A 13357-nucleotide genomic window follows, 5' to 3' on the forward strand; every position below is an offset into this window, starting at 1 on the left:
CGGATCGACGGAAAGAACCGGCGATCCGGCACCTTTCCGGCGATTTGGGCGCTCCACCGGCGTGGCTAGGGTCGGAGCGCGGCAAGCACGCGGGCTTTGAACTCGTGTTCGCGGAAGAGGTCGGCCCACTTCACGCGCACAAACGTCCAGCCGTTCTCGGTGAGGGCATTCTCCCGCTGTCGTTCCTGGAACAGCACCTCATCCGTCGGTTTGTAGTCGAAGTACTTCGTCTTCCCGTCGAATTCGAGGGCAACCTTCTTTTCCTTCCAGGCGAAATCCAGCCGGTACCGGCCGGCACGCGTATCCACCGAGACTTGGGGCTCCGGCAGGGGAAGTTTCAGCCGCATAAGGAGTTCGCGCGTGAGTGTCTCTCCGGCGGACTCCGAGCGCGGATCTGCGTGGGCGAGCGCCAGCCGGAGGGTCCGGATCCCGCGCCGTCCCTGCAGGCCGTCAGCCATGCTTTCCATCAGGGCCCTGTCCGCGCCGAGCCGGAGGGCGTGGTCCATCAGCACCAGCGACTGCCGATAGCCCAGCATCATGGCACAATCCACTGCCGTCCGCTCCAGCGAGGTCACCTTGAGGCCTCCGAGGGTCACCACCTCCAACGCAGTCCAGGGCCGGGTATGGCCGCGGACATCCTTGCCGAGCCGCTCACTGGAAGGGTTTCCCGGCATCAAAAGGTGGACCAGGTCATCCACGTCCCAGAGATACAACCCGTGCAGCCGGGCCGCGGAGGTGTGGCTGTACACGTAGCCACCGGCCGAAGTGGTCAGCGTGCCGAGTGCATGGGCGTGAATCAGCTGCATGCTGCGGACGGGACGTGACTGTTTTTCCCACGGCTCGGCGCGGATGTAGCAACCGTGGCGGAGGCGGACCAGCTTCCCGTGGAGGACCAAGGCCTTGATGGCCCGGGAATTGAGGCCGTTCCCTTGCAGTTGCCCGGTCCGCCACAGGTTGCCGGTGTTTGGCAGAGCCGGGAGAGGGGTTGGTTGCTGCGGTGTCATCCCGACAGGATCCCGCCGCTGCGGCACTCACTGAAAGCGCCGTCGTCGTCATGTGGACAACGTCCTGCGTCCCCAACTCGCCGGAACCCGTCCGGTTCGCCGCGACGTTCCGGCGGGCCGGCAGCTTTCCGGCGGGTTCGACGGCGGCCGGCCGGGTCAGCCCTTCAGCGCCCCGTCCAGCAGGGCGCGCAGCTCACGGAAGTGCCGCTCCGTGGCTTCCGGGTGGAACGCCGAGGTGTCCGCCATGCTGTAGCCGTGAGGTGCCCCTTCGTAGATCTCGTTGGATGCCTCGAGCCCGGCGTCCTTGAGCGCTTCGCCCAGGCGCGCGACGGCGTCGGGGGCCATGCTCCGGTCGTGGTCCGCGTGGCCAAAGACGAAGCGCGCCCGGGCCGTGCCAAGCCCCAGGTGCGGGCTGTCCGGATCCTCCGTTGCCAGGCCGCCACCGTGGAAGCCGCCACACGCTGCCACCAGGTCCGGGTGCGAGGTGGCGGTGCGGACAGCGAGCCGGGCACCCATGCAGTAGCCGGTGGTGCCAATAGGACCCGGCGCCACGCCGTCGAGCGCCGCCAGCGCGGAAACCCAGGCATCGATGTCCGGCAAGGCCTTGTCCGGGGTCAGCCGGCCCACCCGGGGGAAGGCAGCCTTGCCGGCAGCTTCCCGGCCCTCCTGGGTGGACATGTCACCGGCCGGGGCCAACTCGGCGACTGTTCCTTCCCGGTAGAACACGTTTGGCGCCAGCACCACGTAGCCCCATTCGGCAATGCGCTGCGCCATCTCCTGGATGCGCGGGCGCAGGCCGAACGCGTCCATGTAGAAGATGACCCCCGGGAACGGGCCGGTGCCGGTGGACGGGCGGGCGACAATGGCTTCGGCAGGGCCTGCTGCGGCCTGGATCTCGATGAGCATTTGGTCAGGATAGCGGAGCCACCCGGGAGCCACGCTCAGGAGTAGTACCGGCCCAGGGTTTCGGCCTTGAAATCGAAGAAGGTGCCGGACTCGATGGCCAGCCGGGCGTCGTCCACCATCTTCACCACGAACCGCTCGTTGTGGATGGAGATGAGGGTGGCGGACACCATTTCCTTGGCCTTGAACAGGTGGTGGATGTAGGCCCGCGAGTAGTTGGCGCAGGCGTAGCAGTCGCAGCCTTCCTGCAGCGGCCCAAAATCACGCTTGTACTTGGCGCCGGAAAGATTGAACCGGCCGTACGGGGTATAGAACGCGGAGTTGCGGGCCACCCGGGTGGGGGAGACGCAGTCGAAGGTGTCCGCCCCGTTCTCGATGGCCGTGAAGATGTCATCCGGTTCGGAAATACCCAGCAGGTGCCGCGGCTTGTCCTCCGGCAGTTCCTCGTTGCACCAGCGCACGATGGTGCCAAGGTTTTCCTTCTCCAGCGCACCGCCGATGCCGAACCCGTCGAACGGCATCGCGCCGAGGTCGCGGCAGGCTTTCCGTCGCAGGTCTTCATACTGGGCGCCCTGGATTACGCCGAACAGCGCCTGGTAGGGCTTGGCCGCCCGTTCCTCCGTCAGGCGGAAGTGTTCCTCGATGCACCGCTCCGCCCACAGCCGGGTGCGTTCCAGTGATTCCTCCTGGTACCGCCGGGAGTTCTGCAGGGTGGTCAGCTCGTCGAACGCGAACATGATGTCCGCGCCGATCTGGTGCTGGACCTGCATGGAGATCTCGGGCGAGAAGCGGTGGCGATCGCCGTTCAGGTGGGACTTGAACCAGACGCCGTCGTCGTCAATATGGGCCAGGCGTTCCTTGCCGGGGGCCACGGCATCATCCGGTCCGGAGGCGTCCACGGACTTCATGTCGATGACTTTCTTGAACCCGGAGCCGAGGCTCATCACCTGGAATCCGCCGGAGTCGGTGAAGGTGGGGCCGGGCCAGTTCATGAAGGCACCCAGGCCGCCGGCCGCATCCAGGATGTCCGGGCCCGGCTGCAGGTACAGGTGGTAGGCGTTGGCCAGCAGCGCCTGGGCGCCCAGGTCCGCCATGGATTCCGGCAGCACGGCCTTGACGGTGGCCTTGGTGCCGACGGCGATGAAGGCCGGCGTCTGGATCTCACCGTGCGGGGTGGTGATGGTGCCGGTGCGGCCCAGGAATTCCCCGTCGTTTTCCGCTACCTGAGCCGCCGTCGGCGGGCAGGACTCCGCCAGGCGGGTGCCGACCGTGAAGGAGAACTGGGATCGGGTTTCAGGCAGGGCGAAGGCGGGGTTGGCTGGCACCGTACCAGTGTGCCAGCAAACCGCCCGGCCCCCGTAAACTCAGCTGGCCGGTTCCGAGGCGGGGTAGTTCTCGGACCGCCAGGAATCCCAGGATTGCCGGATGGCGTCGAAGGCGCCGGCGCCGAGGTCGTACGTGGAAGCGATGACCAGCGAGCCGTCACCCTCCGCGCGGACATCCTTGATGGCCGGATGGTCCGCCACCACCAGCAGCCCCTCGCCGTGTTCGGCGTAGCTGTGCACCGTGAGGCCCACCTGGTGGCTGGTCCGGTACCAGACCTTGCCGCTGATGTCCTCGCCGGTGCCGAGTGTCAATTGGTAGGGCTCGCCCGGCGCTGGGAGGTCGGAGAGCCCCAGCTTCTCAATGGCGGAGGCTTTGCCCTCGGTCAGGTGCAGGAACAGGGTGTGCCGCTTGCCGTGCGGGTGGCGTTCCAGGGCGAAGCGGAGTTGCTGCAGGAAGGTCAGCCAGCCCTGCGTGATGTCCTCGTCCCAGGCAGCCCACTCGGAGTCATGGTCCATGGCGGCGCGGGTGACACTGACCCGGGTTCCACCGGCCTCCGGGTGGAGCTCAAACGTGTCCCCGCCGTGCACGGTGAGGCTGGTGTGGTCCGGTGCTTCCTGCACGTCACTGGAGAAGTAGATCTCCTTGATCTCGGACTCCAGGTCCTCGGCCTGCCAGCCATGCCACTGGGCCACCTTGGACGGTTCACGCAGCATGGTCCAGACCTGCGGCGCATCGGCGTTGATCACTACGCTGAGATTGTTGGTCATAGCCCCGAATGTACGCCCCGGACATAGCCTCGGGTAGGGGCTATTTCCCATTGCGGGAAGGCGCCGGGAAGATGCCCGGAAGGCGCGCGGGAGGCGCCTGCCGGACGCCCCGCGGGTCAGGAGCGGACGGCCTCCAGCTCGTTGCTGATGCGCCGTTCCAGTTCGGACGTCCCGATGGTTTCCGAGCCGCCGTGCGCCCGCAGGAACAGCAGGGATTCCAGCCGCAGCAGCCGCCATTCGCGCTCGGCGTCATGGTTGGAGTTGTCGATGGAGCGGAAGATTTCCTTGTCGTACAGGTTGGGCTCGTTGAGCGAGCGCTGCCGCACCTTGGCTGCCATGCGTGCCTTGAACGGGTCCGTTTCCTGGTTTTCGGGGGTGCGGATCAGTTTCTCGTACACTTCGGCGCGTTCGTCCTGGCCGTCCTGCCGGCAAATGTAGCTGGCCAGCGCCAGCGAGGCCTCCACCGAGGTCCACCGGCCCGGGTTTCCGTCGTAGGGCAGCACGGTGATCAGGTCCGCTACGGACAGTGCGCCGTCCGCGTCCTTGAGCGTAATGAACAGTTCGTGCGCCAGGTCGCTGAGGTCCTTCAGGCAGCTTCCGGATTTGAAGTTGACGCCCTTGGAGAGCCTGTCGGCCAGGAGCAGGACGCCCTCCGCATCCGGATGCGCCTCCGCGGCGGCCTCCACTACTGATTCGGGGGTGCCGGCCGGCGCCGGGATGAGTGCCAGTTCCTCCTCGCTGGGCCCGGTCGCTGCGGGCGGCGCCGGCGGGAGGGGAGGGACGACGACGGCGGGCGCCACATTGAGGGGACCGGTCCCGGCGCCGGGCTGCTCCTGCGCGCCGTTCCGGGGCGTCAGGGTTTCCGCCGGCGGTGCGGCCTCCGGAAGGTCCGCCGGCAGCGGAAGCTGGGTGACGTCGTCGTGCGCTCCGTCCACCACCGTGACCATGGTGCCGATGGCAACCCGCAGGGTTCCGCCGCCGGAGAGGCTGGCCAGTACCAGTGCGGGGGAGCCAAAGTCGTCGTGCTCGAGCTCCACCTGGTCGATTTCGGCAGTGCGCCGGCCGTCGGGGAGGAGGATGTGGCTGCCGGTGGTCAGAGATCCAGCCTGCTGTTCACGGTGGTGCCTGGCGGCTGGTGATTCGGTCATGGGAGTCCTTAAGTTCTCTTGCGGTCCGCCCTACAGTCTACAAAGGCGGGCACTCAAAACCGGGGACCCCCACGTCCCGGCGGGGTGGTCAGAAGCCCACGCCTGCAAACGCCAGGGCCTGCCGGATCAGGCCGCCGCGGCCGCCGGAAAACTCCATCTGGACGCCCGGGCTGAGGACTTCCTCCGGGGTCATCCAGGTCAGTTCCAGGGCATCCTGGCGCGGCTCGCACTCACCCGTCACCGGGATCACGTAAGCCAGGGACACGGCGTGTTGCCGCTCGTCCGTGAAGCCGGTCTGGGACGGTGCCGGGAAGTATTCGGCCACCGTGAACGGGACGGGGCTCAACGGCAGCTGCGGGAACGCCAGGGGGCCGAGGTCCTTTTCCATGTGCCGCAGGAGGGCGGCGCGGATGGTTTCGCGGTAGATGACGCGCCCGGACACCAGGGAACGCACCATGGTCCCGTCTGCGTCCGCCTGTAGCAGCGTGCCCACTTCGTTGACGTAGCCCAGCGGGTCCAGCCGGACCGGTACTGCCTCGACGTACACCATGGGCAGCCGCCCCCGTGCCTCAAAGAGGTCTTCTTCAGAGAGCCAGCCGGGATTCGGGTCAGGTGTGCGCACGTTCATGCTTAAGTTCTACCCCATGGGGCGCCGCTGGGAGATCCACACCGTGGCGGGCGCGTTGGGGCTGCCGGCATCCGGGTTGGCTACGTGGAGGGTGCTTCCGAACGCCTCCTCTGTCAGGCTGGCGGTGAGGCCCGCGGCGGTGAGGCGCTCCTGCAACGGTTCCAGCCCGCCGTCGTACTCGAAACCCAAGCCTGACCTGGACTGTCCGGTGGCCGGCCGTACCAGCAGGATGCCGCCGTTTTTGGCAGTGAAGTCTGCCGTCTCGTCATTGTCCGGCACGGGCCGGGGGCGGGCGCCGATGTGCAGCAGCGTGCGGACGGCACCCTCGGGGTCCGCGGTGTACCAGACCGCGGCGACGGCCAGTGCGGGATCGGCGTCGGCGCACTGGGCAAAGTGGGCGGCCTTGTCCGCGAGGAAGCTGAACCCGTCCGGCGCGCTGATCCGGCAGGCGTCACCGTGGTCAGCGGTGACGAGTTCGGCCGGTCCGGCGCCTTCCGCCGCCCCTTCCTGTGGGGACTCCTCCTGGGCTGAGAGGTTGGTGCGGCGGGCGAATTCGGCCACGTCTCCCACTTCCACCGCCAGCACCGTCCGGCCGTCCTGACCGGAACCCGCCTCCGCGGAGTGGAGCGCCACGCGTCCTGACGCCGAATCAAAGACCTGCCACCCGCCGTCGTCCTCTGTCTGCACCATCCCCAGGGCAGTGAGGAGGTGCTTCCAGGACTCGGTGCGCGAGGTGAAATGGACGGGGCGGACTCGGAGCATGGCGTTGTCCTCAGGTGGCGGATGGATCTGTAGGGCCATGATGCCACGCGAAACCGCTCTGCACACGGGGCTTGTGGCACGCGATTCCACGGGCAGAATTAGCCCATGGCCAATGAGCTTGAGGAACTGCTGCTGCCCGATGCCGCTGCCTGGCGTGCCTGGCTGGAAGAGAACCACGGCACCAGCCCGGGGGTGTGGCTGGTGCTGCACAAGAAGGGCGGGACGGTGACGGGCCTTGACTACGCGGCGGCCCTGGACGAGGCCCTGTGTTTTGGCTGGATCGACGGGCAGGGCCGGCGCCGGGACAGCGAAAGCGTGTTCCAGCGGATGACGCCGCGGCGCCCCCGCAGCGTCTGGTCCGCGCGGAACGTGGGGCACGTCGCGCGGCTGGAGGAGACGGGCAGGATGACCGACGCCGGCAGGGCGGCGGTGGAGGCCGCCAAGGCCGACGGCCGCTGGGACGCGGCCTACGGCGGTCAGGCCGACGTCGAAGTTCCCGCAGACCTGGCAGCAGCCATCGCCGCCAACCCCGCCGCGCAGGCAATGTTCGATGTCCTGACGAAAACAAACCTGTTCTCCCTGGTGTACCGGACGAATTCGGCCAAACAGGCAGCCACCCGCGAGCGCAGGATCGCGGGCTTTGTGGACATGCTGGCGCGCGGCGAGACCCCGTATCCGCAGAAGAAGCGCCCCGCCGGGCAGGGCTAGTGCCGGCTGTGTGACGCCAGGGATTCTGCTCCCGCGGGGCTGGCCGGTAAAATTGACGGTTCACTTGCGCTGGTGCCGTTCCCCGAACCCGGGGGACGGCACTTGTGTGTTCAGCGAGGGATTGACACCGCCATGCCCCCCAAAATTCCGGAAACCGTTCCCGCCGCCGTTCGGCGCCGCCCCGTCCTGTGGGCCCTGGCGGCCGTGACGGTGCTGGTGCTGGCAGCATTGCTGGTGCTGGGCGGCAATATCCAGAGGGACGGCGGGCAAGCCGGAACCCCGCAGGCCGGTACCGGGCAGAGCGAAACGGGGCAGCCCGCTGCTCCGCCGGAAGCTGCCCCCGCGGACGATGCCGGCTACCGGCCCGCGTACCACCTCACCCCTGACCAGCACTGGATGAACGATCCGCAGCGGCCTTTTTTCCTTGATGGCCTGTGGCATTACTACTACCTCTACAACGCCGACTACCCGGAAGGGAACGGCACCGAGTGGTTCCACGCCACCAGCACGGACCTGGTGCACTGGAAGAACGAAGGGGTGGCCATTCCCAAGTTCCGCAACGGCCTGGGCGACATCGAAACCGGGTCCGCGGTGGTGGACACCGAGGGGACAGCCGGATTCGGCAAGGGGGCGGTGATCGCCGTCCTTACCCAGCAGCACGACGGTGTCCAGCGCCAGTCCCTGTTCTACTCCACGGACATGGGCTACAGCTTCCAGGCCTACGGGCAGAACCCGGTGATGGAGAATCCCGGCGCGGAGCATTGGCGGGACCCCAGGATCATCCGGGACGAGGCCACCAACCAGTGGCTGATGCTCCTCGCGGAGGGCCACAAGATCGGCTTTTACACCTCCCGGGACCTCAAGCAGTGGACCTACGTGTCAGGCTTCGAACAGGAGGGGCTGGGCATCCTCGAGTGCCCGGACTTCTTCCAGATGGACGTCGACGGCGACCCCGCCAAGCGGACGTGGGTCCTGGCTGCGAGCGCCAACGGTTCCGGGGAGGGCCGCACCACCGGCCTGGCCTACTGGACCGGCGGGTTCGACGGCAAGGCCTTCAAAGCTGACGGCGGCCACCAGTGGCTCGACGGCGGCCCGGACTTCTACGCGGCCGTCACCTGGGATGACCCGCGGCTGGACGATGCGCAGCGGAAGGCGTCCCGCCACGCCATCGGCTGGATGAACAACTGGACCTACGCCCGGCAGCTCCCCACCGGTGACTGGTACGGGTCCGCCTCCGTGGTGCGGGACATCCGGCTGGCGTCCGACGGCGGCCGGCCGGCCTTGGTGTCGTCGCCCACCGCCGCGCTCCAGTCGCTGGAAGGGGATCCGGTCAAGGTGCCCGGCGGCAGCATCGGTGGCGGGACGGCACTGCCGGTTCCTGACAGTGGCGCCTTCAAGGCCGACGTCGAGCTGGCCAAGCCCGCGGACGGGACCGGTGAGGCGCGGCTGCTGCTGCAAAGCGGAGGCACCACCTACGCCGCGGTGGGCTACGATTTCGCGGCCGGCCGGGCCTTCGTGGACCGCGGCGGCGATGCGGCGGCCGGCGGGAGCGGCCTGGCGGACCGGGCGGACGCCCGCGGCGAATACCGGCAGGCGCGGTCGGTGGATGCGCAGCCCGCCGGCGACTCCGTCCGCCTCACGGTCTACGTGGACCGGTCCTCCGTGGAGGTCTTCGTGGACGGACACGCCCTGACCTCGCTGGTGTTTCCGCCGGCGGGACCCAGGGAAGTGCGGCTTGCGGCCGACGGTGCCGTGTCCCTCCGGCACGGCACCGTCACGCCGCTGGCCGGCATCCGCTAGGCGGTGACCGCCGCCGCTGCCTCCAACGTCATCCACGCCTGGAGCTGGGTGGAAAGTTCGACGGCGGCGCCTGGCGGATACGCAGCGGCCGCCGGTTGGGCGGCGTGCAGCGAAAAGATGCTCTTGCCTTCCCGCCCGGCCCCGGCTTCACCCGGCCCCACGGGGCGCCGGCCGGACCAGAACGCGTCAGCGGTGTCCGTCACCAGCCGCGCAGCCGTGGCGCGGGTGGCGTCCGGAAGCCGGCGGTCTGCTGCGGCGAGCGCCAGGTAACGGCAGAGGATCCCGGTGAAGAGGCCGCCGTCGCCCGTTCCCTCACAGCGCAGCACGGAGCCGGGGCCGGAACTGTCCGCCGGGACGGTCAGCAGCCGCTGCACCGCGTCCACCAGGACCGCGGCCCGCGCCAGGTTCGCCTCGCCCCCGAGCTCGAGGAGCGCACCCAGTACCGGGCCCTGGTTGTAGGTGTACACCGCACGTTCCAGCACCACCTCTCCGGCGGGATTCAGGCGTGCACCGTCAAGGTAGAGGGCCTGGTCCGCGTCAAAGAGCGTGGCGTCCAGCCAGTCCAGCAGCGCCTGGGCCTTGGCGTGCTGGCCGGTGCGGGCATAGAACAGGGCCACCGGCGCCGTGGCGGGGGTGTTCTTGAAGTCCCGTTTCTTGCTCCAGAACGTCCCGCCGCCCAGGTCGTCGGTGCACGCGGCGTCGAACTGCAGCGCCAGCGACGCGCGGACCACGGCGTTACGGCGGCGGCCCGGACGCCGGGTCTCCTCAGCCAGGCTGTCCAGCCGAAGGGTGGCCAGGGCAAGCCACGCCATGTCGTCGTAATAGCTGTTCACGAAGGTCAGGGCGTTGCGGAGCCTGATCCCGGTGACCAGGCGTGAGGCCAGGTGCCCTGCGCTGGGCCGGCCGGGGCCGTTGAACCGGGCCGCGGGGGTCGCTCCGCCGCCAAGTTCCCGCCGCCCGGTGTCCACCAGGCAGTCAACGTAATGCGCCTGCCACCAGTAATGCCAGGGGAGGGCCAAGGACGCGGCCGGCCGCATCCGGCGGAGCGCGGCACGCCACCGCGGCCCCGGCTGGGTGCCGGGCTCCTGCTCCGGCGTTGAGGGGGTGGGCTGACCGGCCGCATGCCGGCCCTGCCACAGCACGGCCCCCAGGTGGGTTCCGGGCAGGAACAGCAGTTTCCGGCCGAACAGGGCGGTCACGGAACGGGCCGCGTGGTTCGCCCGGTCCTGCCAGGTGGTGGGGGAGGTGCTGCTGGACGTCATGCCGTCCACCCTAACCGGGCCGCCCGAGCCGGGAGGGCAGGGAACCGGGGGTGCGTGCGGCGGCGCCGGATTTCAGTTAACATGCATTAACTGTTGCCCAAGGCCGTGCCGCGGCGTGGGGACACGCATCAAGGAGGATGTATGGACATCAAAGGCAGCGTCGCACTGGTGACAGGCGGGGCGTCAGGGCTGGGAGCCGCCACCGCGCAGAGATTGTTCGACGCCGGCGCATCCGTCGTGCTCGTTGACCTGCCGTCCTCAGGCGGCCAGGCAGTGGCCGACGAACTCAACGGCCGCGCCGCGGCCGGCCAGTCCGCCGTCTTTGCCCCCGGAGACGTGACCAGCGAAACGGACGTCCGGGCCGCCGTCGGGACCGCCGCAGGGCTGGGACCGCTGCGGATCGTGGTGAACTGCGCGGGGATCGCCACCCCGGGCAAGGTCCTGGGACGGGACGGCGTGCTGCCGCTGGAAACGTTCAGCAAGGTCATCCAGGTCAACCTGATCGGGACTTTCAACGTCCTGCGCCTGGCGGCCGAGGCCATGGTGGCCACCGAGCCCGCCGCCACCCCGCTGGGCGGCCCGGAACGCGGCGTCATCATCAACACCGCCTCAGTGGCTGCCTTCGACGGGCAGATTGGCCAGCCTGCATATTCCGCTTCCAAGGGCGCCGTGGCCGCCATGACGCTGCCGATTGCCCGCGAACTGGCGCGCTCGCTGGTCCGCGTGGTCACTATCGCCCCGGGCATTTTCGAGACTCCCATGATGGCCGGCCTGCCCCAGGAAGCGCAGGACTCGCTGGGGGCGCAGGTTCCGCACCCGTCCCGGCTGGGCAAGCCCGCGGAATACGCCAACCTGGTGGCGCACATCGTGGACAACGCCATGTTGAACGGTGAAACCATCCGCCTGGACGGCGCCATCCGGATGGGACCGAAATGAGCGCGCCGGACGTATCGCAGCTGCCGGCGGCGGACTTCTTCGCCGTCGAAGCAACACTGGACCCGGCCGAACGGACCAAGCTCGCCGAACTGCGGGACTTCCTGGCCGCCGAGGTGGCACCCTACGCCGGGGACTGGTGGAACAAGGCCGAGTTTCCCGCGCACATCCTGCCCAAGCTGGCGGCCCTGGAACTGAGCACGCCCGTCCACCGCGGCTACAGCCATCTCTTCGCCGGGCTTGTCATTGCGGAGATAACCCGGGTGGACACCTCCCTGGCCACGTTTTTCCTGGTCCACCACGACCTCTTCGTCGAGTCCCTGCACACCTTCGGCACCGACGACCAGAAACAGCGGCTGCTGGCCGACGCCTCGGAACTGCGCACCACCGGCGCGTTCGCCCTCACCGAACCGCTGCACGGCTCGGACGTGGCGGGCGGCCTGGAGACCCGCGCCCGGCGGATCTCCTCCACCACGGGAGAAGCGGACGACGCCGGCGACACCTGGGTGCTGAACGGGGCCAAGCGCTGGATCGGCAACGGGACGTTCTGCGACTACATGCTGGTGTGGGCGCGGGACGAGGCGGACGGCTCGGTGCGGGGCTTCATCGTGGACGCCACCCTGCCGGGGGTCAGCCGGAGCAGGATCGAGAACAAGATCGCCCTGCGCACCGTCCAGAACGCCGACATCGAGTTCCGCGACGTCAGGATTGCCGAGGCGGACCGGTTCGGCGGGATCAGCAGCTTCGAGGACACCAAGGAACTGCTCCGCAGCTCACGGATCATGGTGGCCTGGCAGGCGGTGGGCCAGCAGCTGGCGGCCTTCGACGTCGCCCGGCAGTACGCCGTGGAACGGCAGCAGTTCGGCCGCCCGCTGGCCCATTTCCAGCTGATCCAGCAGCAGTTGGTGACCATGCTGGGCAACACCGTGGCCAGCATGTCCATCATGGCCGGGATCGCCAGGCTGCAGGAGGAGGGCGCCGCCGGCATGCCGCAGGTGGCGCTCGCCAAGTCCTACCTCAGCGCCCGCATGCGTGAGACGGTGGCGCTGGGCCGGTCCATCCTGGGCGGCAACGGGATTGTCACCGATTACCGGATGGCCAAGATCTTCGCCGACGCCGAGGCCATTTACACCTATGAGGGCTCGTTCGAGGTGAACACCCTGATCGTGGGCCGGGCCATCACCGGGATTTCGGCCATTTCCTGAGCTTCCCGGGCGCTACGCGGGGTAGGGCTCCTTCTCGCCGGCCTCCACCCGGATGTCGAGGCTGTTGTTCTTCACCGGCATGGGGCAGGTGCCGTAGGGGGTGAAGGCGCTGGGGTAGTTGATGGCCCGGTTGAAGTCCAGCACCACGGAGCCGTCCGGCCGGGGCCTGGGGAGGGAGAGTTTCCGCCACTCGTCCGTGGTGTCGCCGTTGGTTTCGTCGTGGAACGTGACGGTCAGGGCGCCGAGTTTCTCCTCCTCCGCCTGCAGCCGGAACTCGTGGCTGCTGCCCGGGAGGCGGAACACCACCTCGCCAACGCTGCGGTGCACGCCGTCAACCAGCGGGTTCGCGGTCCCGATCGGCACATCCACCGGTGCCGGGTACGGTTCAAACCGGCCCGTCACCTCCCAATCAGGGTTGTACGGAAAGGTGGGCACGCCGTCGAACTCCTTAAAGACCGGCGATGCCGCGTCCCGGGTCCGGATCGCATACCGGCCGCCGCGGATGGCCAGCTCCACCACCACCTGGTCACCGTCCGGGCCGCCGAACTGCACCCACATCAGCGACTCCTCGTCCGCCAGGACGGCGGACACCGTGCCGTCCACCTTTTCCCCTGTCTCCACCAGCGTGAGCCCGTCCGACGGAACCGCGGTGAGGAACGCCGTCGAGCCCGTGGCGTCACTCGACCACAGGCCGGGGGCCAGTTCGACGGCGGCCGGTGCCTCTTCCAGCCACTGGAAGGACGTGAGGGTCAGCCAGCCGTGCGGCGTTGCCAGGGCCTTGTTGCGGTTGGCGCGGAAGCGCTGCCAGCGCTCCTCCCTGGCGGCTGGAGCGGTGGCTGCTGGCGTGGTGGTCATGGTTCCTTCCGGTTTCGTCTGCCCACGCTACAACCGCCGGCCAGGCATGTTCATTC

General features: G+C 68.7%; 13 protein-coding genes. 4 read left to right on the forward strand and 9 right to left on the reverse strand.

Features of this window, described 5'->3' with window-relative positions; all coding sequences use genetic code 11:
• Positions 1–65: 65 nt before the first annotated feature.
• From MRBLMD1_RS09790 to MRBLMD1_RS09820, 7 genes are all read right to left on the reverse strand, one after another.
• Positions 66–1004: a hypothetical protein gene (locus MRBLMD1_RS09790; protein WP_364399104.1), complete on the reverse strand. Its 939-nt coding sequence runs from the start codon at positions 1002–1004 to the stop codon at positions 66–68.
• Between the two features lie 156 nt (positions 1005–1160).
• A complete protein-coding gene (locus tag MRBLMD1_RS09795; protein WP_364399106.1) occupies positions 1161–1910 on the reverse strand; it encodes a dienelactone hydrolase family protein in 750 nt (249 codons plus the stop codon).
• A gap of 35 nt (positions 1911–1945) precedes the next feature.
• The gene (tgt, locus tag MRBLMD1_RS09800) at positions 1946–3232 is read right to left on the reverse strand and encodes a tRNA guanosine(34) transglycosylase Tgt (RefSeq protein ID WP_224024782.1); all 1287 of its coding nucleotides are present in this window, start codon (positions 3230–3232) and stop codon (positions 1946–1948) included.
• Between the two features lie 39 nt (positions 3233–3271).
• Positions 3272–4000, reverse strand: coding sequence for an SRPBCC family protein (locus MRBLMD1_RS09805; RefSeq protein ID WP_364399108.1), 729 nt, complete (start codon positions 3998–4000; stop codon positions 3272–3274).
• 116 nt (positions 4001–4116) lie between these two features.
• Positions 4117–5148: a DUF6707 family protein gene (locus tag MRBLMD1_RS09810; protein WP_159633396.1), complete on the reverse strand. Its 1032-nt coding sequence runs from the start codon at positions 5146–5148 to the stop codon at positions 4117–4119.
• 88 nt (positions 5149–5236) lie between these two features.
• Positions 5237–5776: an NUDIX hydrolase family protein gene (locus MRBLMD1_RS09815; protein WP_141158190.1), complete on the reverse strand. Its 540-nt coding sequence runs from the start codon at positions 5774–5776 to the stop codon at positions 5237–5239.
• Between the two features lie 9 nt (positions 5777–5785).
• A complete protein-coding gene (locus MRBLMD1_RS09820; RefSeq protein ID WP_364399334.1) occupies positions 5786–6538 on the reverse strand; it encodes a VOC family protein in 753 nt (250 codons plus the stop codon).
• Positions 6539–6643: 105 nt separating this feature from the next.
• Here MRBLMD1_RS09820 and MRBLMD1_RS09825 point away from each other — a divergent pair, with 105 nt between their 5' ends.
• Positions 6644–7246, forward strand: a complete 603-nt coding sequence (locus tag MRBLMD1_RS09825; protein ID WP_364399111.1) for a YdeI/OmpD-associated family protein — start codon at positions 6644–6646, stop codon at positions 7244–7246.
• A gap of 132 nt (positions 7247–7378) precedes the next feature.
• Positions 7379–9046: a glycoside hydrolase family 32 protein gene (locus MRBLMD1_RS09830; RefSeq protein ID WP_364399113.1), complete on the forward strand. Its 1668-nt coding sequence runs from the start codon at positions 7379–7381 to the stop codon at positions 9044–9046.
• On the opposite strand, the gene MRBLMD1_RS09835 is transcribed toward MRBLMD1_RS09830, so the two are convergent.
• Positions 9043–10308 (reverse strand): glycoside hydrolase family 76 protein, encoded by a 1266-nt coding sequence (locus MRBLMD1_RS09835; protein WP_364399115.1) that lies wholly within the window; start codon positions 10306–10308, stop codon positions 9043–9045. The two genes, MRBLMD1_RS09830 and MRBLMD1_RS09835, sit on opposite strands and share 4 nt — an antisense overlap.
• Before the next feature lie 141 nt (positions 10309–10449).
• Here MRBLMD1_RS09835 and MRBLMD1_RS09840 point away from each other — a divergent pair, with 141 nt between their 5' ends.
• Both MRBLMD1_RS09840 and MRBLMD1_RS09845 read left to right on the forward strand, forming a co-directional pair.
• Positions 10450–11244, forward strand: coding sequence for a 3-hydroxyacyl-CoA dehydrogenase (locus tag MRBLMD1_RS09840; RefSeq protein WP_364399117.1), 795 nt, complete (start codon positions 10450–10452; stop codon positions 11242–11244).
• Positions 11241–12446: an acyl-CoA dehydrogenase family protein gene (locus tag MRBLMD1_RS09845; RefSeq protein ID WP_364399119.1), complete on the forward strand. Its 1206-nt coding sequence runs from the start codon at positions 11241–11243 to the stop codon at positions 12444–12446. Before MRBLMD1_RS09840 ends, MRBLMD1_RS09845 begins: the two co-directional genes overlap by 4 nt.
• 12 nt (positions 12447–12458) lie before the next feature.
• Here the strand turns inward: MRBLMD1_RS09845 and MRBLMD1_RS09850 are convergent, their stop codons facing one another.
• On the reverse strand, positions 12459–13301 hold the full coding sequence (locus tag MRBLMD1_RS09850; RefSeq protein ID WP_364399121.1) for a DUF1684 domain-containing protein: 843 nt from the start codon (positions 13299–13301) through the stop codon (positions 12459–12461).
• Positions 13302–13357 lie beyond the last annotated feature (56 nt).

The organism is Pseudarthrobacter sp. LMD1-1-1.1 (genome assembly GCF_040676255.1).
In the GTDB taxonomy this organism is placed as follows: Bacteria; Actinomycetota; Actinomycetes; order Actinomycetales; family Micrococcaceae; genus Arthrobacter.